The organism is Micromonospora sp. DT201 (assembly GCF_049841575.1).
Lineage (GTDB): Bacteria > Actinomycetota > Actinomycetes > Mycobacteriales > Micromonosporaceae > Micromonospora.
In genome coordinates, this window is the sequence record NZ_JBNCKP010000013.1 from 136,269 (window position 1) to 156,310 (window position 20,042).

20 protein-coding genes and 1 pseudogene are annotated in these 20,042 nt (G+C 71.8%); 6 read left to right on the top strand and 15 right to left on the bottom strand.

All coding sequences use genetic code 11. The annotated features are described in order from the left end of the window. Positions 1-19: 19 nt before the first annotated feature. Entirely contained in the window at positions 20-637 is a 618-nt protein-coding gene (locus ACLQ28_RS21235) for a hypothetical protein (RefSeq protein ID WP_425688013.1), read from the bottom strand. Between the two features lie 83 nt (positions 638-720). Continuing rightward, a complete protein-coding gene (locus tag ACLQ28_RS21240) occupies positions 721-1,206 on the bottom strand; it encodes a DUF1992 domain-containing protein (protein WP_425688014.1) in 486 nt (161 codons plus the stop codon). Between the two features lie 228 nt (positions 1,207-1,434). Between ACLQ28_RS21240 and ACLQ28_RS21245 the strand changes: the two are divergent. The 3 genes and pseudogenes from ACLQ28_RS21245 to ACLQ28_RS21255 all read left to right on the top strand — a co-directional run. Next, positions 1,435-1,770 (top strand): annotated as a pseudogene (locus ACLQ28_RS21245) (LysE family translocator); the annotation flags it as partial. 367 nt (positions 1,771-2,137) lie between these two features. Next, positions 2,138-3,295: a hypothetical protein gene (locus ACLQ28_RS21250; RefSeq protein WP_425688015.1), complete on the top strand. Its 1,158-nt coding sequence runs from the start codon at positions 2,138-2,140 to the stop codon at positions 3,293-3,295. A 228-nt stretch (positions 3,296-3,523) separates the two neighbouring features. Further along, positions 3,524-3,865 (top strand): RNA polymerase-binding protein RbpA, encoded by a 342-nt coding sequence (locus ACLQ28_RS21255; RefSeq protein WP_030489777.1) that lies wholly within the window; start codon positions 3,524-3,526, stop codon positions 3,863-3,865. 87 nt (positions 3,866-3,952) lie between these two features. Here the strand turns inward: ACLQ28_RS21255 and ACLQ28_RS21260 are convergent, their stop codons facing one another. The 9 genes from ACLQ28_RS21260 to ACLQ28_RS21300 form a co-directional block, all read right to left on the bottom strand. Then, positions 3,953-4,471 carry an FxsA family protein gene (locus tag ACLQ28_RS21260; protein WP_425688016.1) on the bottom strand — a complete coding sequence of 173 codons (519 nt, stop codon included), beginning with the start codon at positions 4,469-4,471 and terminating at the stop codon, positions 3,953-3,955. 67 nt (positions 4,472-4,538) lie between these two features. After that, positions 4,539-5,348 carry a polyprenol monophosphomannose synthase gene (locus tag ACLQ28_RS21265; RefSeq protein ID WP_425688017.1) on the bottom strand — a complete coding sequence of 270 codons (810 nt, stop codon included), beginning with the start codon at positions 5,346-5,348 and terminating at the stop codon, positions 4,539-4,541. 34 nt (positions 5,349-5,382) lie between these two features. Continuing rightward, positions 5,383-7,047, bottom strand: coding sequence for an apolipoprotein N-acyltransferase (gene lnt / locus ACLQ28_RS21270; protein ID WP_425688018.1), 1,665 nt, complete (start codon positions 7,045-7,047; stop codon positions 5,383-5,385). Positions 7,048-7,523: 476 nt separating this feature from the next. After that, on the bottom strand, positions 7,524-8,861 hold the full coding sequence (locus tag ACLQ28_RS21275; protein WP_425688019.1) for a glutamate mutase L: 1,338 nt from the start codon (positions 8,859-8,861) through the stop codon (positions 7,524-7,526). 40 nt (positions 8,862-8,901) lie between these two features. Continuing rightward, the gene (locus tag ACLQ28_RS21280; protein ID WP_425688020.1) at positions 8,902-9,309 is read right to left on the bottom strand and encodes a hotdog domain-containing protein; all 408 of its coding nucleotides are present in this window, start codon (positions 9,307-9,309) and stop codon (positions 8,902-8,904) included. Continuing rightward, on the bottom strand, positions 9,306-10,076 hold the full coding sequence (locus tag ACLQ28_RS21285; RefSeq protein WP_425688021.1) for an OAM dimerization domain-containing protein: 771 nt from the start codon (positions 10,074-10,076) through the stop codon (positions 9,306-9,308). Before ACLQ28_RS21285 ends, ACLQ28_RS21280 begins: the two co-directional genes overlap by 4 nt. Further along, positions 10,073-11,632 carry a lysine 5,6-aminomutase subunit alpha gene (locus ACLQ28_RS21290; RefSeq protein ID WP_425688022.1) on the bottom strand — a complete coding sequence of 520 codons (1,560 nt, stop codon included), beginning with the start codon at positions 11,630-11,632 and terminating at the stop codon, positions 10,073-10,075. Before ACLQ28_RS21290 ends, ACLQ28_RS21285 begins: the two co-directional genes overlap by 4 nt. A 34-nt stretch (positions 11,633-11,666) precedes the next feature. Beyond that, positions 11,667-13,232, bottom strand: coding sequence for an amidohydrolase (locus ACLQ28_RS21295; RefSeq protein WP_425688023.1), 1,566 nt, complete (start codon positions 13,230-13,232; stop codon positions 11,667-11,669). Between the two features lie 4 nt (positions 13,233-13,236). Next, entirely contained in the window at positions 13,237-14,286 is a 1,050-nt protein-coding gene (locus ACLQ28_RS21300; RefSeq protein WP_425688070.1) for a zinc-binding alcohol dehydrogenase, read from the bottom strand. Positions 14,287-14,439: 153 nt separating this feature from the next. On the opposite strand from ACLQ28_RS21300, the gene ACLQ28_RS21305 reads away from it, so the two are divergent. Further along, a complete protein-coding gene (locus tag ACLQ28_RS21305) occupies positions 14,440-15,846 on the top strand; it encodes a KamA family radical SAM protein (protein WP_425688024.1) in 1,407 nt (468 codons plus the stop codon). Between the two features lie 32 nt (positions 15,847-15,878). On the opposite strand, the gene ACLQ28_RS21310 is transcribed toward ACLQ28_RS21305, so the two are convergent. Then, entirely contained in the window at positions 15,879-16,457 is a 579-nt protein-coding gene (locus ACLQ28_RS21310; protein WP_425688025.1) for a TetR/AcrR family transcriptional regulator, read from the bottom strand. A gap of 102 nt (positions 16,458-16,559) precedes the next feature. On the opposite strand from ACLQ28_RS21310, the gene ACLQ28_RS21315 reads away from it, so the two are divergent. Further along, positions 16,560-17,492 carry an NADP-dependent oxidoreductase gene (locus ACLQ28_RS21315; protein ID WP_425688026.1) on the top strand — a complete coding sequence of 311 codons (933 nt, stop codon included), beginning with the start codon at positions 16,560-16,562 and terminating at the stop codon, positions 17,490-17,492. Positions 17,493-17,521: 29 nt separating this feature from the next. Here ACLQ28_RS21315 and ACLQ28_RS21320 read toward each other — a convergent pair whose 3' ends face one another. The 3 genes from ACLQ28_RS21320 to ACLQ28_RS21330 form a co-directional block, all read right to left on the bottom strand. After that, positions 17,522-18,220, bottom strand: a complete 699-nt coding sequence (locus tag ACLQ28_RS21320) for a polysaccharide deacetylase family protein (protein ID WP_425688027.1) — start codon at positions 18,218-18,220, stop codon at positions 17,522-17,524. 356 nt (positions 18,221-18,576) lie between these two features. Then, the gene (locus ACLQ28_RS21325; protein ID WP_425688028.1) at positions 18,577-18,918 is read right to left on the bottom strand and encodes a YnfA family protein; all 342 of its coding nucleotides are present in this window, start codon (positions 18,916-18,918) and stop codon (positions 18,577-18,579) included. Positions 18,919-18,991: 73 nt separating this feature from the next. Beyond that, entirely contained in the window at positions 18,992-19,186 is a 195-nt protein-coding gene (locus tag ACLQ28_RS21330; RefSeq protein ID WP_425688029.1) for a CsbD family protein, read from the bottom strand. 151 nt (positions 19,187-19,337) lie between these two features. Here ACLQ28_RS21330 and ACLQ28_RS21335 point away from each other — a divergent pair, with 151 nt between their 5' ends. Next, positions 19,338-19,748 carry a WYL domain-containing protein gene (locus tag ACLQ28_RS21335; RefSeq protein WP_425688071.1) on the top strand — a complete coding sequence of 137 codons (411 nt, stop codon included), beginning with the start codon at positions 19,338-19,340 and terminating at the stop codon, positions 19,746-19,748. Positions 19,749-20,042 lie beyond the last annotated feature (294 nt).

Sequence of the window (20,042 nt, forward strand, 5' to 3'; positions counted from 1 at the left end):
AGGCGAGGAGATGCACAGCTCACCGTCGCTGATCGAGACCGTCGTGCCGGGCGAGCGGTGCCATCAGCCCCTCGGCGGCGTAGGTGAAGGCGCTGGCCATCCAGAGAACGAGGATGTAGGAGCGCCGCCGGGTATCGGCGAAGATCACCCGCAGACCGATCGCCCGGCCAGGGCGGGTGGGGCTCGACGGCGGTCGGGGCGCGGGTCGGGACCGTACGCCGATCGTGATCAGAAGGGCGGAGACCAGGAACGTGCCGGCATCCACCAGCAGGGCGCCGCGCAGCGACAGCAACGCCACCAGACTCCCCCCGACGGCGTTGACCACGAAGAGGAGCACCACCAGGGCCGCCAGCGGCATGAGCGCCGCGCGGCCAAGGTCGCACGCGATCATGACGCGGCGTCGGGGGAACCGGTCGGCGAGGCCGGTCAGCAGCGGCCCGCCCGTGAGCCAGGCCAGGTAGGAACTGGCGTAGGCGGCGGCAGCCAGCGCCGCGGAGCCGGTTTCGGTGAAGACGGGGTACGCCACGGTCACGGCCGTGAGCTGGTCGCCTGCCAGGGACAGCAGATACGCCCCGAACAGGTGGCGGTATTCGCGCACCGCGAACACCTCGGCGTACGTCGCGGCGCGCTCGGTCACTTCGCCCCCGTCAGGTCCCAGCGCCCGCTGTCGTCAGGGCGCTCGGCCCAGACCGTAGCCGCGCTGGCACGTGCGAGGCCGGGTCAGCCCCGGCGACGCCAGCGCAGCCACCAGCCGCGGCGGGGCCGGAGGGCCGGTGCGGCACCGGTCTTCGGCTCGGTGGCGGGCATGCGGACCTCGCGTCGGGCACGCCCGGCGCGCCACTGGCGGACCACCTCGTCGGCGTTGACCGGCCGCACCGCCACGCGGGGACCTTCGGGGTTACGCAGCCAGGCCACGATCTGGGCGTTGAGCTGGGCCACGAAGTCCCGTACGGACTGTTCGGTGGGCAGGTCGCGGACCTCGTCGGGGACCTGCTCGACACGCCGACGCAGTTGCAGCGGGGTGGGCAGGAGCAGGTCGCTGGGCAGCGCCTCGCGCTCCAGGAAACTCTTGATCCACCACGACTCGTCGTACGGTGCTCCTCGGCCGGGGATCGGCTTGCCCATGCCGGGCAGGTCGTCGAACTCGCCGCGTTGGACGGCTCCCCGGATCTGGGCCTCCATGGCCGCTTCCCACGCATCGGTCACCCTGCGGCACCTCCCCTGGCCACCGTAACGCGCGTCTTCTCGACGGCGACGCGCACTGCAACGGATCAGCGCACCCGCCCCGGTGAGCATTCCCGGTGGACGCCGCCCAGGCGGTTTCCGCCCGGATGACCGGTTGCCCGAGGCAGGCCACGACCTGCCCGTTGGCCCTGCTCCGCGACGCTCGGCTCGCCTACGGTCGGGATGAGTGTTCGAGGAACGGGGGCCGTCATGGTGGGTGCGGGTGCACTGCTGGGTATCGCGCTGGTCGCGTTGGGGCTGGTGCTCACGCCCGGTCCGAACATGGTCTACCTGGTGTCCCGCTCGGTGGCGCAGGGCCGCCGGGCCGGGTTCGTCTCGCTGCTCGGGGTGGCCGCCGGGTTCGGCGTCTACCTGGCGACGGCGGTCGCCGGCCTGGCCGCCGTCTTCCTCCTGGTGCCGACGCTATACGCCGTGGTGAAGCTGGCCGGGGCCGCCTACCTGCTGTGGCTGGCCTGGCGGACGCTGCGCCCGGGCGGGCACTCCCCGTTCACGCCCGCGCCGCTGCCGGCAGACCCGCCACGGAGGGCAGCTGCGGGACGACTTCGACCTCGCTGACGTCACGCTCCTGCTCCTGGCCAACAGCGGCGTCGGCGGAGAGTCGCACCAGGTCTCGCTGGCCGCGTCCCGACGACTGGTCGCCTACCTCCTGCAGTCCTTCCGGGCCGGCCACACCGAACCCTTGCCCCCGCCTCCCCCGCTGGCACTGCACCACATTCACCGACCTCCGCCCCGCCGCTAGGACTGCTCCCCGTCCCGTGGGCATCCGGGCTTCGAAAGCATCTCGTTGCGCCCTTGGTCGCGGCGCTGCTATTGCAACGCCGCTACACCCTGGACGCGACCGCCCGGGCCGCGAGCTGACCCGCCAGTGGCCGCGCACTAGACTGCGACCTCGATGGACGCCCAGCCCACCACCACCGAGACCCGCCCGTGTGCCCACTGTGGACGGCCGGTGCCGCAGCGTGTCGGCGCGGGTCGACCGTTTCGTTACTGCCGGGACAACGACGGCGCCTGCCAGCGGGCCTCCCGCAACAGCCGGATGCGTCACCGCAACGCCCCCGGCCTGCCCGGCCAGGTGGCCCGCACCTGGGAGGCGGTGGACCGCCTCGATCAGATCGTCGAGACGTTGACCGAGTCGCTGCACGCCGAGTTGTCCCCGGTGGGTGTGCAGCGGCAGCTCGCCCAGGCTCGCGCGGAGGCCGCCACCGAGATCGCGGCGGCGCAGACCGAACGCGACGAGGCCCGCGACGACGCCGAGACCGCGGCCGCCGACGCGGCGCGTGCCCGGGAGCAGGCCCGGGGCGCTCTCGCCGATGCCGACGACGCCCGGCAGCGCGCCGAGCAGGCCGTGCGGCAGGCCGCCGCGGCCGACGAGCGGGCGCAGCGCGCCGAGGTTGCCCGCGATCAGGCCCGGCACGACGTCAGTGCCGCCGAGGCGTTGCGTACCCAGGCCGAACGCGACCGCGACCAGGCCCGCGTCGAGGTGCGCGACCTGCGCACGGAACGCGACGCCGAGCGGCAGCGGGTGGCCGACCTGAGCGTGGAACGCGACGCGGCGCGCGCCGACGCCGAGCGGGCCACCCGGGCCGCCGCCGAGGCGACCGAGCGGGCCGGGCGATGGCAGGCCGAGGTGCAGGACGTGCGGCGCCAGATCGAGCAGGCCCGCGCCGACGCCGCACGGGCCCGCGCCGAGGCCGCCGACGCCGCTCGCGCGCGGGAGCAGGCCGACCGGGCCCGCGACCGCGCCCAGGTCGCAGCTCTTGCGGCCGACGACGCCCGGCAGGAAGCCGCGGAGCTCGCAGCGCGGCTGCGCGCGGAGCTCGCCGCCACGGCCGCCCACCGCGACACGCTCACCGCCGAGCTGACCGCCGCCCGGCAGGCCGCGGCGACCGCCGAGGGCAGCGTCACCGCCCTGACGGTACGGCTCGACGCCGCCGAAACCGACCGGGACCTGGCCCAGCGACGGGCGGCGCAGCTCGGTGACCAGGTCAGCGACCTGGCGCTGGCGCTGGCGCGGCTCGGTTCCGCCAAGCCCGACGACGCCACCCGGTGATCGCCGCGCAACCTTCGCTAGGCTCGGACGGTTAACATCCCCGGTGGCAGCGGACAAACATCCCCGTTGCGACCCGCCTGGGGATCACCTGGCCGGGTGTCCGTCCCGGCCGGCTACCCTTGGTCGCGGCCCACCCGTGGACGCCTCACGCCCTCGGGCGGGAATGGCTCGACGGGAACGCACCGTTACACCCAGAAGACCAGCACCACGAACGAGGGGAAGTCGATCATGGGCGAGCGTATGCTGCGCGGAAGCCGCCTTGGCGCGGTGAGCTACGAATCCGACCGCAACACGGAGCTCGCGCCGCGTCAGACCCGCGAGTACCTCTGCGCCAAGGGCCACCAGTTCGAGGTGCCGTTCGCCGTCGACGCCGAGGTCCCGATGACCTGGGAATGCAAGTTCGACGGCAGCGTCGCCCGACTCGTCGACGGCAACGAGCCGGAGCAGAAGAAGGCCAAGCCACCGCGTACCCACTGGGACATGCTGCTGGAGCGGCGCTCGATCGCCGAGCTTGAAGACATCCTTGAGGAGCGCCTGCAAGAGGTTCGGACCCGTCGCGGCCGCGCCTGAGCCGCACGACGCACAACGACGGCGCCCCCGGGGTTTTCCCCGGGGGCGCCGTCGTGTCTGTGGCTCAGTGGTGTGGCTGGCCTTGTCTCAGTGGCGACCCGGCTCGATGATCTCGCCCTCGATGGCCCGACCGCCGTCGACCACGACCGGCTGTTCCGGCTGCGGGGCCGGTTGCGGCGCACCTTGGCGCACCCGCACCGTGCGGGGCCCGAACAGGTCACCGGCGACCATCGACGACACCCGCCGCTCGGTGGTGCGTCGCACCCCGGCGCGGGCCAGTCGACGCACCGGCGGCACCAACAGCAGCAACCCGATCAGCCCGCTGACCAGACCGGGCACCGCCAGCAGCAGCGCGCCGGCCAACCCGACGAGGCCGTCGGTCACCTGCCCACCCGGTGGCTGCCCGGCCGCCGCGGCGGTGCGGAAGCCACGCCAGGCGCGCATCCCCTCGCGGCGCAGCAGCACCAGCCCCAGCAGGGACGCGGCGAACACCAGCAGCACCGCCGCCCCGAACCCCAGGGCGTGCCCCACACCGACGAACACCGCCAGTTCCAGTACCACCGCCAGCAACAGGGCCAACGGTACGAACCTCAGTCCTCGGCGCATCTCACCTCATCGCCATTCCCGCGACACCATGGACGTGTCCCGCTCATCCAGCATGACACGGCCGCGCTCACGGCCACCGCGCCTGACCGGTGGACGTGCCGTGCAGGCCACGGCGTACCGCCTGCCGCCGGTCCTGCACACCCCAGGCGGTGATCCGCCACAGCGCCTCGGCGACGATGCGCGGGCTCATCTTGCTGTCCCCGCGTTCCCGTTCGGCGAAGGTGATCGGCACCTCCACGATCCGCACCCCGGCCCGGTGCGCCAGTCGGGACAACTCCACCTGGAACGAGTAGCCCTGCGACGTCACCGACCCCAGGTCGATGGCGTCCAACGCGCCCATCCGGTACACCCGGTAGCCGCCGGTGGCGTCCGAGACGGGCATGCCCAACGCGAGACGCGCGTACAGGTTGCCGCCGCGCGACAGCAGCAGCCGCCGCAGCGGCCAGTTCACCACCTGCGCACCGCTTGTCCACCGTGACCCGATCACCACGTCGGCGTCCCGGGCGGCGTCCAGCAGCGCCGGCAGGTCTTCGGGCGCGTGCGAGCCGTCGGCGTCCATCTCCACGACCGCCTCGTAGCCACGCTCCCGCGCCCAACCGAACCCGGCCAGGTACGCCGCGCCGAGGCCCTGCTTGCCCTGGCGGTGCAGCACCTGCACGTGCGCGTCACCGTCGGCGAGGGCGTCCGCGATCGCACCGGTGCCGTCGGGGCTGTTGTCGTCGGCGATGAGGATCTGCACCGCCGGGACGGCGCGCCGGACCCGACCCACGATCGCGGCGATGTTGTCGGCCTCGTTGTAGGTGGGGATCACCACCAGCACCCGGCCCACACCGGGCACCTCGTCCGGGCGTCGGATCGTATCGGTCGCCTGGATCATGGTTCCTCCGCTCCCGCCGGCGTACCGGCTGTTGCTATCCGGGCATGACCCGCTGCCGTCGGCGCAGCACCGCCGCGCCGACCAGGGCCGCCACGGCCAGCGCGGCGAGCGCCACCTCCGGCCACCAGCCGAGGCGGGTGGCCAGGGTACGTCCGTCGTCGAGCCGCAACTGCCGCACCACGACCTCCCGGGTGTTGAACCCGGTGGCATCGCTTACCCGCCCGTCGGGTGCGACGAACCCGGACACGCCGACCGTCGACGCCATCAACGCCGGCCGGCCGTGCTCCACCGCCCGCAGCCGCACCATGGCCAACTGCTGGCGGGCCTCCGCCACGTCGAAGGTGGCGTTGTTGGTCTGCACCACCAGCAGTTGCGCGCCACCGACGACGGTGTCGCGCACCACATCGTCGTACGCGACCTCGAAGCAGATCACGTCACCGAGCACGGCCGGGCCGGCGCGTACCACGCCCGGGGTGCTTCCGGGCACGAAGTCGCTGCGGATCAGGTCGACCTGCTTGCTGACCTTCCGGGCGATGTCGCGCAGCGGCACGTACTCGGCGAACGGCACCGGGTGGCGCTTCGTGTACAGCTGACGCATGTCGGCGCCGGTGCCGGGCCGCCACAGGATGCCCGCGTTGCGGACCTGCCCGGGGCCGGGGCCGAGCAGCACCGCGCCGACGAGGATCGGCGCGTGAACGGTGTCGGCGGCCTGGGAGATCCGCGCCCCGGCCTCGGGATTGCGCAGCGGGTCGATGTCGCTGGAGTTCTCCGGCCACACCACCAGGTCGGGTTGCCGTTCCTGACCGGCGGCGACCCGCCCGGCCAGCTCGATGGTGGCGTCGACGTGGTTGTTCAGCACCGCCTGCCGTTGGGCGTTGAAGTCCAGGCCCAGCCGCGGCACGTTGCCCTGCACGATCGCCACAGTGACCGTGGCGCCCGACCCTTCGGTGGCGCCCGGCACCAGCAGACCCACGGCGGTCAGCGCGACCGCCACAGCGGCCGGTACGCCCACCGGCGCCCACCGCCGTACGGGCGGGCCACCCTGCGGGCCGCCACCGTGCGGTGCGTCGTCGTGCGGGGTGCGCCTGGCGGTGGCCCAGCCCCGCCAGGCGGCGGTGACCAGTAACCCGCCGACGAGCGCCGTCGCGAAGGTCACCAGCGGCACACCGCCCAGGGAGGCCAGGCGCAGCAGCGGCGAGGTGTCCTGGCTGAACGCCAGCCGCCCCCACGGGAACCCCCCGAACGGGGTGCGGTCGCGCAGCGCTTCCTGCCCCACCCACAGCAGCCCGGTCAGCACCGGCCACGCCCAGCGGCTGCGGTCGGCCAGCGGTGACACCCAGGCGGTGGCCGCGCCCAGCAACGCCAGGTAGCCGGCCTGCAGCAGCGACAGCAGCACCCACGGCAGGTAGCCGGTGTGCAGGTTCGTCCAGGCCAGCAGCGGGGCGAAGAACGCCACCCCGGTGAGGAAGCCCAGGCCGGCGCCGGCACGCAACCGCCGTCGGTGCGCGGCGGCGGCCAGCATCGCCACGCCGACCGGCGCGAGCGGCCACACCCCGTACGGGGGGAACGCCAGCAGCAGGGCCAGCCCGGCGACCACGGCCAGGGGCGCGGCGATCCTCAGCGGCAGCGGCCGGCCGGTGACGACTGGCCGGGGCAGCGCTGCCGGGGTGTGGGTCTCATCCCGGTCCAGGGTCGTCACCGCTTCACCTCGATCACGGGGCGAAGGCTACCTGGCTGGCGGGTGCACCGACCGCATCGGGCCGCCGGGCACGGACCGCCCAGGGGGAATGAAATCGGGGCGCGGCTGACGCCGCGCCCCGATGCTCCCAGGCCCTTCCCGGCCGGTGTGGCGAGGATGGGGCACGACGACCTTCGGACCGACCAGGCGTGGACTGGCTGCCCCCGCCGGGCCGTTGTCTACTGGCCGTGCACCTCACCCTGCCCGTACACCGGTAACCGCGGCCGGTTCGCGCCGCCCCGCCGACCCCCGCCCGCTGGACCTGGCCGCCGCGACTTGACGCTGAAAATGTCGCTCGGCCAGCGGACGAGAGGACGAAGCGAACAACAGCCGCTTCCCGTGGTAGGACTCAAAGACGGTACGTGCCGACCCCCGTCCGTTGTCAACCCACCCCCGGCCTGTCGTGTGTTGCGACACGGCGTGTCGGTCGGCGAGTCTCAATGCCTGCGGAGGTGGTGGCGCAGCAGCGCCCCCGCCGCCGCCCGGTGTTCCTCGGCCAGCAACCCCCCGGCGGCGAGCACATAGTCGGCGTCGACCACCGCGGCGGCGGCGCGTGGCAACGCCCACCCGCCGGCGTGATCGGCGAGGACCGCCGCCAGCACCTGCCGCGACGCCTCGGTCGGCGCGTGCCGCAGCACCCCACCGGAACCCACCAGCAGCCGCACGTCGCGCAGGTCCCGCCCGGCCCGCTCACCTGTGGCGGCACCCCGGGCGTGGCGCCGTAACGCCACCGTCGCCGCGAGGGTGGCGATGCGGGCGTCCACGGCCCGTTCGACATCGTCGACGGCCAGGAACGCCGGGTCGGCGGCCCGGCGCGCCGCGGCGGCGGCCAGGTCGTCGGCTTCACCCGCGGCGAGCAGCCGCTCCTCGGCGGCGGCACGCACCACCTGAGGGGCACTCCACCGCATGCCCAGGTCACCCTCCACGGTGCGGGCCCGCCACAGGGTGCCGGCGACCTCCCTGGCGGGCCCGGTGGCGCGTTCGTCGGGGGTGAGCACCGAGTACACGTCGGTGGTGGCGCCTCCCACGTCGACCACGGCGAGGTCACCGCCGATGCTGTCGGCGAGCACCTCCACACCGGTGAGCACCACGTCGGGGGTGGCTGCCCGCACCAGCCGCGCGAAGCGGGTGCCCTTCGACAGCCGTTTACCGCCGATGACGTGACGCAGGAACACCGCGCGGATCGCCGCCCGCGCCGACGCGGGAGCGAGCACCCCGATGCGCGGCAGCACGTTCTCCGCGCCCGTCACCGGCACCCCGGCGGCCTCCAGCAGCCCGGTCGCCTGCTCGCGTACGTCGCTGTTGCCGGCGAACACCACCGGCACCCGCCAACGGGCACGGGCCAGGCGGGTCGCGTTGTGGGTGATCGTCTCGGCGTCACCGCCGTCGGTGCCACCGACGAGCAGCACCACGTCCGGTCGGGCCGCCCGTAACGCCGTCAGGTCCGCCGCGCCGAGCCGACCGGCGGCCACGTGCACCACGTGCGCTCCGGCGGACAACCCGACCCGCTGGCCCGCCTGCGCGGTCACCAGCGGCTCGTAGCCGATCACGGCCAGCCGCAACCCGCCACCGGCCGACGAGCACACGTACCACGGCACGTCACGCACACCGAGCCCGGCGGTGGCCGCCGCGACCGCGGTGTCCAAGCCGTGCAGCACATCGGTGCCCACCGTCGTCGGCGCGGCCGCCGCCCCCACCAGCACACCCGCGGCAAGGTCCACCACCGCCACCTTGGTGTACGTGGACCCGACGTCCGCGCAGACCGCCAGGCTCACGAGCCCTCCTGTTCGCGGCTGCGGGGCTCGCAAACCCGGCTCACTCCTCGCGACTCACTGTGACGGCGGGAACGACCACGGTGCCGGTCGCGGTGACCGCCACGATCGGCGGGTCGAGGACCTCGGCGGCGGACTCGGAGCGGTCCGGGCGGCCCCGGCACACCACCGCGCAGCTGAACTCCAGGGTGCGGCTGCGGGTGCCGACCCGGGACACCTGCGCGGTCACCTCCACCACGTCACCGGCGCGGATGGGCGCGGTGAACCGCACGTCGGAGTACCCGGCGAACAGACCCTCGTCGGAGTCGGTGCGGATGCACACCTCGGTCGCCACGTCCCCGAACATCGCCAGGGCGTACGCCCCGTCGACGAGGTTCCCGGCGTAGTGGGCGTGCGAGTACGGCACGTACCGCCGGTGCGTCACCGTCAAGCCGAGCCTGGAGTCGGTCATGCGCTCGCCTTCCGCTGTGTGATCAGGGCGTGCACGAGGTAGCTGGCCACCTCGCCGGGCGTGGTACCCCGGCCGAAGATGCGGTCCACGCCCAGTTCGTCGGTCATCGTCTCGTCGAAACGGGGGCCACCGACGATCAGCAGTGGCCGCCGGCCTGCCGGCATCGCCTCGCGGAACGCGGCGGACATCTCCCGGGTGTTGTGCAGGTGCGCGTCGCGTTGGGTGACCACCTGCGACACGAGCACCGCGTCGGCTTTCTCCACCCGGGCGGTCTCCACCAGCTCCGGCACGCTGACCTGCGCACCCATGTTGGTGACCTTCAACTCCCGGTAGTACTCCAGGCCCTTCTCCCCCGCGATGCCCTTGACGTTGAGGATCGCGTCGATGCCCACGGTGTGCGCGTCGGTGCCGATGCACGCACCGACCACGGACAGCTTGCGCCGCAACCGCTGTTTGATCACCGTGTTGACGTCCTTCGCCGACAGCAACGCGAAGTCCCGCTCCACCACCTGCACCGCGTTCAGGTCGACCAGGTGGTTGACCCGCCCGTAGACCACGAAGAAGGTGAACCCGTCACCCATTCCCTTGGCGTGCACCACCATCGCCGGGTCGATGCCCATCCGGTTGGCCAACTGCACCGCCGCGCCCTCGGCCCGCTTGTCGTGGGTCACCGGGAGGGTGAACGACACCTGCACCATCCCGTCGCCGGTGGTGTCCCCGTACGGCCGCACGATGTGTCTCTGCGCCCCGCCGCTGTGCTCGCTCACGCCGCCGCCTCCAGGATGTCGGTGGCCGGGTTGCAGTAGTCCGCCTCGTGCGCGGCGACCCCGGCCAGGCCCTTACCCCGATCCGCCGGCCGCTTCATGATCCCGAACGTGCCCTCGGCGATCGCCGTGAGCAACGTCTGCTCCCCGATGCGTTCCAACAGGTCCAGCGCCTCACCGAGGACCTGGTTGGCCCGGCGTCGGATGAACCCGCCGGGGGCGGGCACGAAGTCCTCGTGCAGGCCACCGGCCGCGCCCAGCACGTACCGCACGTTCTGCAGGGCGATGTCCCGGTCGGACAACCATGGCGTCACCACCGCCTCGGTCATCATCCCCACCAGCAGGATGCCCTGACCGGTCAGCGCGCCCGCCAGGTTGAAGAACCCGTCGAGCAGGTTGCCCCGGAACACGTCACCGGTCATGTGTTTCGTCGGCGGCATCCACTTCAGCGGCGCGTCGGGGAACAACTCCCGGGCCAGCAACGCGTGCGCCAACTCCAACCGGAACGACTCCGGCACCTCCGGGTTGATCTCGAACGCGTGCCCCAACCCCAACTGCCAGTCCGCCAACCCCGCCTCGTGCGCGAAGAACTCGTTGAGCAGCTGCGACACCGTCACCGTGTGCGCCTCGTCGACCGCGTCGGCGGTGGTCAGGTAGTTGTCCTCACCAGTGTTGATGATGATCCCGGCGCGGGCGTGCACCTGCCGGGAGAACCGCTGGTCGACGAACGTACGCACCGGGTTGATGTCACGAAACAGGATCCCGTACATCGAGTCGTTCAACATCATGTCGAGCCGTTCAAGGCCCGCCAGGGTCGCCATCTCCGGCATGCACAACCCCGACGCGTAGTTGGTCAACCGCACGTAACGGCCAACCTCCTTCGACGACTCGTCCAGGGCGGCACGCATCAGCCGGAAGTTCTCCTGCGTGGCGTACGTGCCGGCGAACCCCTCCCGGGTCGCGCCCTCCGGCACGTAGTCCAGCAACGACTGCCCGGTCGAACGGATCACCGCGATCACGTCCGCGCCCGCCCGCGCCGCGGCCTGCGCCTGCGGAATGTCCTCGTAGATGTCCCCGGTCGCCACGATCAGGTAGATCCACGGCCGCTGCGCCGGATCACCGTGGCGCTTCACGAGACGGTCCCGCTCGGCGCGCCGCCGGTCGATACGCCGAATGCCCGCGCCGACCGCCTTGCGGGCCGCCGACCGGGCCGCCGTGGCGGCCCGACCGGTGGGCTGGGCGAAACGCACCGACCCGGCGGCGGCCTTCTGCGCCAGCAACGTCACATCGGTGCTGCCCTCGCGGACCAGGGCGTCGAACACCGGCACCGCCACCCCATGACCCAGCCCCACATCCGCGGCGACCGCGTCGACGAGACGGTTGACCCACGGGATGCCGTCCGGGTCGGCGCCGGTCACCCCGGCCAACCGCAGCACCGCCCGCTCCACCGACACCGTGGTGTGGCTACGCGCCAGGTCCACCACCGGCTGCCCGGCCCGACGCGCCAACTCCCGCGCCCGCGCCACCAGCACCGGATCAAGATCAAGCTTGCTGGTCACGCCGTCGCCCCCGCCACATCGATCAACCGCTCGCTCACGACGACCCTTCCTGATAGATGACCTCACCGCGCAGCACCAGGCTCCGGCACGTCGGCAACGGCGTCGGGTCGTCCGGACCCCGCAACTCCGGGTCCTCGGCCAGCAGCACCGGCAGACCCCGCTCCACCCCCGCCGGCGTCGACCACACCGCGAACGTCGCCGGCGCACCCAACGCGAGGACCCCCTCGACGTCCAGGTGCACCGCCCGCCACCCACCACGGGTGTGCGCCGCGAACGCCGCCCGCACACTCATCCGCTGCGCCGGGTTGTGGTGCGCCGCCGCGGCCCGCACCGACCCCCACGGGTCCAGCGGCGTCACCGGCGAATCCGACCCGAACGCCAACGCCACACCGACACCGTGCATCGCACCCATCGGGTTCGACTCCAACGACCGGTCCAACCCCAACCGCGACTCGTACATCCGACCCGCACCACCCCACAACCGGTCGAACGCCGGCTGCATGCTCGCCACGATCCCGTACTCCACGAACCCGGCGATCAACCGCTTGTTCATGACCTCCGCGTGCTCGATACGGTGCCGGGCGGCCCGCAGCCGCTCCACACCCACCGTCCGCGCCGCACCCGCGAACCCCTCCAGCACCGTGCCGATCGCCGCGTCACCGATCGCGTGGAACCCACCCTGCAGGCCGTGCGCCACACAATCCAGCAGATGATCACGCACCTGCTCGGCCGTCAGGTACCCGTGCCCGCAGCCGTCACCATCGCCGTACGCCTGCGACACGTGCGCCGTCCGCGAACCCAACGCCCCGTCGGCGAACAGGTCACCACCGGCGCCCACCGCACCCAACTCGCGGGCCCGCGCCGCGCCACCCAGCTCACCCCAGTACCCGTACACCTCCGGCAACCCCGCACCGGAGATGCCCAGCAGGCCGGTGAAGTCCTCCTCGTCGGAGATGTCCGGGCCACCGCACTCGTGCACCGCAGCGATTCCCAGCGACGCCGCGTGGGCAAGGGCCACCCGCTGCGCGGCGACCCGCTGCGCCCGACTCACCGACCCCTGCGCCGCCGCCCGCACCACATGATGCGCGTCGCGACGCAACCACCCGGACGCGTCGTAACCGGCAGCCTCCACCACCTGCGGACACGCCGCCAGCAGCGCCGACGACACCAACGCCGAGTGGATCGACGCCTGCGACAGATACACCCGACGACCACCGGCCGCCCGGTCCAACGCCGCCGCGTCCGGCAACGTCGGGTCCGACCAGCCCGACTCGTCCCAGCCGTGCCCCAGCACCACCGCGTCACCCGGCAGACCCGCCGCGAAACCCGCCACCGCGTCGAGCAACTGCCCCGCCGAGCGCACCCCGGACAACTCCAACCCGGACAACGCCAACCCGGTGTCGGTGGCGTGCACGTGCGCGTCGACGAACGCCGGCGTCACCAACGCCCCACCCAGGTCCACCACCCGGTCGGCCGGCGGCGCGTCACCGTCGGTCCCCAACCAGGCAATCCGCCCACCGGACACCAGCAGCGCGGTCGCACTCGGGTCGGCGGGGCAGTGCAGCACGCCGCCGCGGTACAACGTCGAGGGGTTCGTCATGGCCTCAGTCTGCCGCGATCCGCGCCGCGAACAGCTGACGCACCCCCGGCTCGGCGCGCAGCAGCCCCAGCGCCAACTCCGCGTGCCCCGGCACGTACCCGTTGCCCACCAGCATCGTCACGTCCGCGGCAAGTCCTTCCGCGCCCAACGCGGCCGCGGAGAAACTCGTCGCCATCGAGAAGAAGATCACTGTGCCGCCGTCGGCGGTGGCCAACACCGCCCCGTGCTCACACCCCGGCACGTCGACGCAGACCACCGTGACGTCCGCCGGGACACCCAGTGCGGTGGTCACCGCCGTGGACAGCCCCACCGGGTCCCGCGCGTCGGCCAACGCCACCACCGACGCCAGACCGGCCGCCGTCAGCGCGTCCCGCTCCGCCGCCACCGGAACCACCCCGACGGTACGCCCGGCGCCTGCCCGCCTCGCCGCGGCGAGGGACAGCGACCCGCTCTTGCCCGCCCCGCCGATCACCGCGACCCGCACCGGCGTCGGGTCACCGGTGCGACGACGCTCCTCCACGTAGCGCGACACCACCCGGGCGGTCAGCGCGGGTGCCCCACACACGTCCAGCACCGCGAGGGACAACTGCGGGTCCTCGTCGTCGGGCAGCACCGCGGCGATGGAACGGGCGAACAGGATCGCCCACCCGTCACACGGCACCTGCTCGCTGCGCCCGTCCCAGCGGGCCAGCCCATCGGTCACCACCAGCGGCGTCAGCGTCAACGACACCAGGCTCGCGACCCGCTCCCCCGGCTTCAGCCCGAGCGGGGAACGTCGGCCGGCCTCCTCGACCGTGCCGATCAGCATCCCGCCGGAACCGGTCACCGGGTTCTGCATCTTGCCCCGCGTCGCGATGATCTCCAGCACCTCGGCGCGGACCGCGTCGCCGTCCCCACCGTGCTTCTCCGACAACTGCCGGAAGCTCGCCGCGTCCAGGTTGAGCCGCTGCACCCGGATCCGCACCTCGTTCGGCGCGATCGCCGCCGACGTGTCCAGGCGCCAAGCCGCCTGCGGCAGCACCCCCGTCGGTTGTACGACGCGGTGCAGTCCCACCGGTGACGTCACGCCGACCTCCCCTGCCCAGCCGCTCGAAGCCCCGGTCAAGGCTCGCGTAACGGGAAAACTTACGGCAGACTAGTTTCTACGCCGGATATTTTCCAGTAGCCTTCGAGCTTCGATGATCAGCCGCAACACCGAGGAGGGGCCGTGACCCAGACCCAACCGGTTGAGACCATCCCTCAACCCCGTCACGCCCCGGTCGCCGTACCGACCGCCGGGCAGCCGTACGAATACCACCGCCGCCCCCTGGTCGAACCCGACTGGACCCGCTTCCCCGGCTGGCGCCACGTCACCCGCGACCAGTGGGAATCCGCCCAGTGGCAGCGCGTCAACTGCGTCAAGAACATCAAGCAGCTCCGCACCGTCTTCGGCGACCTCATCGACGAAAGCTTCTACACCGACCTTGAGGCCGACCAACAGGCCCTGGCCACCATGTCGATGCTCGTACCACCCCAAATGATCAACACGATGGTGCCGTTCGCGCCCCTCACCACCGAGGCGCTGCTCGCCGACCCCATCCGCCGCTACATGATCCCGGTCGCCTCCGACCGACGCACCGACTGGCCCTCACACCCCTACGCCAGCCGCGACAGCCTCCACGAGCACGACATGTGGGTCGCCGAAGGCCTCACCCACCGCTACCCCACCAAGGTCCTCGCCGAACTGCTCTCCACCTGCCCCCAGTACTGCGGGCACTGCACCCGCATGGACCTCGTCGGCAACTCCACCCCCGCCGTCGACAAGCTCAAGCTCACCCTCAAGCCCGTCGACCGCTACGACGCCCACATCGGCTACCTCAAAACCCACCCCGGCGTACGCGACGTCGTCGTCTCCGGCGGAGACGTAGCCAACGTCCCCTGGCGCAACCTCGAGTCCTACCTCATGCGCCTACTCGAACTGGAAACCGTCCGCGACATCCGACTCGCCACCAAAGCCCTCATGGGCCTCCCCCAGCACTGGCTACAACCCGACGTCGTCGAAGGCCTCGAGCGCGTCGCCCGCACCGCCGCCCGCCGCGGCGTCAACCTCGCCATCCACACCCACGTCAACCACGCCCAGTCACTCACCCCACTGGTCGCCAAGGCCGCCCAGACCGCCCTCGACGTCGGCGTCCGCGACGTCCGCAACCAGGGCGTCCTCATGCGCGGCGTCAACGCCACCACCCCCGAGCTGCTCGACCTCTGCTTCGCGCTACAGGGCGAAGCCGGGATCCTGCCGTACTACTTCTACATGTGCGACATGATCCCCAACGCCGAACACTGGCGGGTCCCGGTCTGGCACGCCCAGCAACTCCAACACGACATCATGGGCTACCTGCCCGGCTACGCCACCCCACGCATCGTCTGCGACGTGCCCTTCGTCGGCAAACGCTGGGTCCACATGCTCACCGACTACGACCGCGAACGCGGCATCTCCTACTGGACCAAGAACTACCGCACCTCCATCGAATCCGCCGACCTGGAGGCGCTCAACAAGCGCTACGCCTACTACGACCCAATCGACACCCTGCCCGCCGGCGGACAGCAGTGGTGGACCGACCACCGCGACGACTGACCACCAACCAACCGCAGCCGGCGCCGCCTCGATCAACTGTGCCGAGGCGTCTCCTCGCCGCGGATCCCGGCGAGGACGAGATCGGCAAGCTTGCCGATCACTCGAGCGCTCACCGCCGGCGGCAGCCGCCGCAGTGACGCGATGGCCAGCAGGCCAGCCCGAACATCGTCCACGTCGACACCATCGCGGAGCACGCCCGCAGCCCGTGCGCGAGCGACCAGCACGGCCAACGCCTGGGCGTGCTCCCGACGCTCCGCACCGAAGGCAGCAGCCAGGTCGCCAGCGCCCAGCAGCGCCTCGTTGAGTGCCTGGTCATGGATCTGCCGATCGGCGAAATCGAGGACCGTCCCGGACAACGCCCGCCACGGGTCCGGGTCATCCAAGGCGCGGCGCATCTGCACACCGCAGGCCTCGACACGTTCCGCGAGGACCGTGGTGACCAGCTCCGTACGGGTAGGAAAATGGCGGTACAGGGTCGCCACACCGATCCCCGCCCGTCGGGCCACCTCACGCATAGGCGCGTCAAGCCCCCCTGCGGCGAACGTCTCCCGCGCTGCCGCCACGACCCGCTCACGATTGGATCGGGCGTCAGCACGCTGCTTCTGAGGCATCTTCGACCCTCCCCCTTCTCACTTCACCCCACAGCGGAACAGCTGCTCCGTTTCCGACCTACGGTACTGCTACGACCACGTAACCGAGGCAGAGGAACGCAGATGTTCGCAGTGCAGTTCGACCGATTCGGCCCACCAGAAGTGCTTCATTTCGCCACCGCCGACGCGCCACGACCAGGACCCGGCCAGATCCGCATCCGCGTACAGGCCGCCGGGGTCTCCCCCGTCGACGTCGGCCTCCGCTCGGGCCGCACGCCAATGAGCGCCCGGTTGCCGCTACCGCACATTCCCGGCGTCGACGCAGCCGGAGTCGTCGACGAGATCAGCGACGACGTCGACGGCGTGGCCATCGGCGACCACGTCTTCGGAGTCGTAGACGTCGCAAAACTCGGCGGAGCGACCGCGCAATTCGCGGTACTGCACCTCTGGGCACACAAACCGACCGCCATGCCCTGGGCGCAAGCGGGCGCAGCCGGCTCCAGCACCGAGACCGCCACCCGGGCCCTCGACCTACTGGACCTACAGCCCGGCATGACACTCCTGATCGACGGCGCCACGGGCGGCGTGGGCAGTATCGCCGTCCAACTCGCCACCGCCCGCGGCATCCGCGTCATCGGCACCGCCCGCACCGACAACCACGACTTCCTCCGCACACTCGGGGCGACACCGGTCACCTACGGGCCCGGCCTCGCAGACCGGGTCAACGCCCTGGGTACGACCCGAGTGGACCGCGCACTCGATGTCGCCGGCGCCGGGTCCCTGCCCGAACTACTCCAACTGACCGGCAGCACGGCAACCGTGGTGACCCTGGCCGACTTCACCGCACCCGCACAGGGCATCCGCCTGTCCATGGGGCAACTGGCCGGTGAGCCCGACGGCCGGCACGGCCTGAACACCGCAGCCGAGTTGTTCACCGAAGGCCGGTTCACGGTGCCGATCGACGCAACCTTCCCCATCCAGAAGGCGGCCGACGCACACGAGACGGCCGAGCACGGATCCCGCCGCGGCAAAATCGTCCTGACCATCGACGACTGACCCGCGACACCCCCGGACACACCTGCCGGTCAGCCGGCGGCCAACACCTCGGACAACGGTGCCGGCACCAGGTCACGCTCACGCAACCCGGCCAGGATGTGCGGCAGCGCCTCATCGGTCATCGCGGCGTTCGCCTCGGTCACATGCATGATCACCACCGACCCGGGGCGGACGTGGTCCAACACCGCCCGCACCAACGGCTTCCACGCCGTCGCGAACGGATCCCCGCTGACCACGTCCCCGTCGACCACCGTCACACCCAGCGGCGCCAGGGCGTCCAGCGCCGCTGGGTCGTGGCAGAGCCCCGGAAACCGGAAGTACCGGGTCTGCCGACCCCCGTACGGTTCGATCACCTCGAACGTCTTCGCCACGTCGCCGCGCAACTCGCTGACGGGCTGCGCGGGCAGGTCGTAACAGTCCCCGGTGAACGCCGCATGCCCGTACGTGTGGTTGGCCAACTCGAAGCGCGGATTGTCGGCGATCCGCCGGGTCACGTCCGGATACCGCTGCACCCACTTGCCTGTCAGGAAGAAGGTCGCCGGCACCTCCTCCCGCTCCAGCAGGTCGAGGATGCGCAGGTTCGCGTACGACTTCACTCGGCCGGTGCGCAGGTTCTTCAGCATCCCGTCGGTCATGTCCGCGTCGAAGGTCAACGCGACCCGGTTACCGGTCCGCGGCCCGTGGTCGACCACCGGTGGCCGGCTTCCCACCCGCGTCGTCCCGGGCACCGTGGCAACCGTCGGCGTCGGAACCGCCCGCGATGCGGTACCGCTGACCGACGGCACGACAGGAGAGGCGGACGAACCAACGAAGACCGGCCCGTCCGGTGGCACCCGGGTTGCCGCGCACCCGGCACTGCCGACAACGGCCGCCGCCACCAGTACGCCGCACCACAACGGGCGAAGCCAAGGTCGGATCACGCCGCCGATCATCGCAGACGCGAGAACGCCTCACCGTCCCGTCCGCCGCGCCGCACTGTCATGTCCCCGCCCGCCGCGCCGATCTTGCAGTTTCGGTTGTCGATATGAGTGGGATGCCCCTTGTGTCGGGACAGCAAGCGCAAGATCGCGGAGCGAGGACAGGGTTACGGCAGGTTGGCGCGGGGCGCGTACATGATGACCGCGACGCCGAGCAGGCAGAGGGCCGCGCCGGCAAGGTCCCACCGGTCCGGGCGGAAGCCGTCCACCACCATCGCCCAACCCAACGAGCCGGCCACGAACACCCCGCCGTACGCGGCCAGGATCCGACCGAAGTTCGCGTCCGGCTGGAACGTGGCGACGAAGCCGTAGCAGCCCAACGCGACCACCCCGGCCGCGATCCACCACAGCCCGCGCTGTTCCCGCCAGCCCTGCCAGATCAGCCAGGCGCCGCCGATCTCGGCCAACGCGGCCAGCGCGAACAACACCAGCGAACGGAGCACGGTCACTGGGCGACTTTAGCCGCTGCACACGACGGGTCCCCGGGCGACGGTGCACCCGGGGACCCGTGGACCGCTCAGGTCACTTGGTGAAGGAGTCCTTCATGTTGCGACCGGCTTCCTTGACGTTCTGACCGGCTTGCTTGGCGCGCGCGTCGCTCTGCTGGCTGGCGCCCTCGCCACGCATCCGCTCGTTGTCGGTCATGTCGCCGACGCGCTCTCTCGCGGCGCCGGCCATCTGCTCAACCTTGTTTCGTGCCTTGTCGGTGAAGCTCATCGCGCCTCCTCGGTCTGGCGTCTGTCCCCGCTCGCTTGCCCGGTCTCCGGGTGCCGAAACCGGTGGTGCCGGTCGGCACACCGCGTAAGGCATCCTAGGAAGATAGGTTGAGGAACTCGCCGAACCGGCACAGCGACCGGACCGAGTCGATCTGGACCGGGCCTGGCAGGAACGCAGCACACAGTTTCGGACTGGCGGCGAGCAGGTCACCGTGCTGGTACGGGTGAACCCCGCCCGGCGTGAGGACCTGGTGGGCACCGCGCTGGCCATCCGCGCCGAAGAAGCCGACGCGGACGGCTGGCTGCGGCTGGAGGTCATCTTCCAGGACCCAAGACACGCCGAATGGGCGCTGTGGCAGCTGGCCACGAATGCGGAAGCCCTGGCCCCCCGTGGTTGCGCACCGCCCTGCACAACCGCGCCGCCGCAATCGTCTCCCGCTACGGAGACTCATCCTGACCGGAGTCGCCTCCCGCCATCGCCCGCGATAGTCGCGCTACCCCCTACATGGCGCCGGAAGCTACAGGAAGGGATAGATCGCCGGCACGCCCTCAGCCTTGCCTGACCGGATCAGCCGGTTTCCGGCGAGATGGGGGGCCGGGCGTGGGCCGCGTCGGCAAAGGTGGTGACCGGGTCCGTACCTCGGCGCCTGATGGCGGCTGCCGGCCTCTACGACCCAGCCGGCTCCGGCCGCATGCTGTTCGCGTTCTTCGCCACGATGGGCGAGACCGAGCGGGAGAACATCCGCGAGGCCACAGCAGTTGTACCTCCGGCGCCGGATCGGCCACGGCCATCTGCTTGAGCAGCACCTCGTGGAGCGGTTCGGCGAGCTGTCGCTCCTGCGCGGCGACGTTCTCCA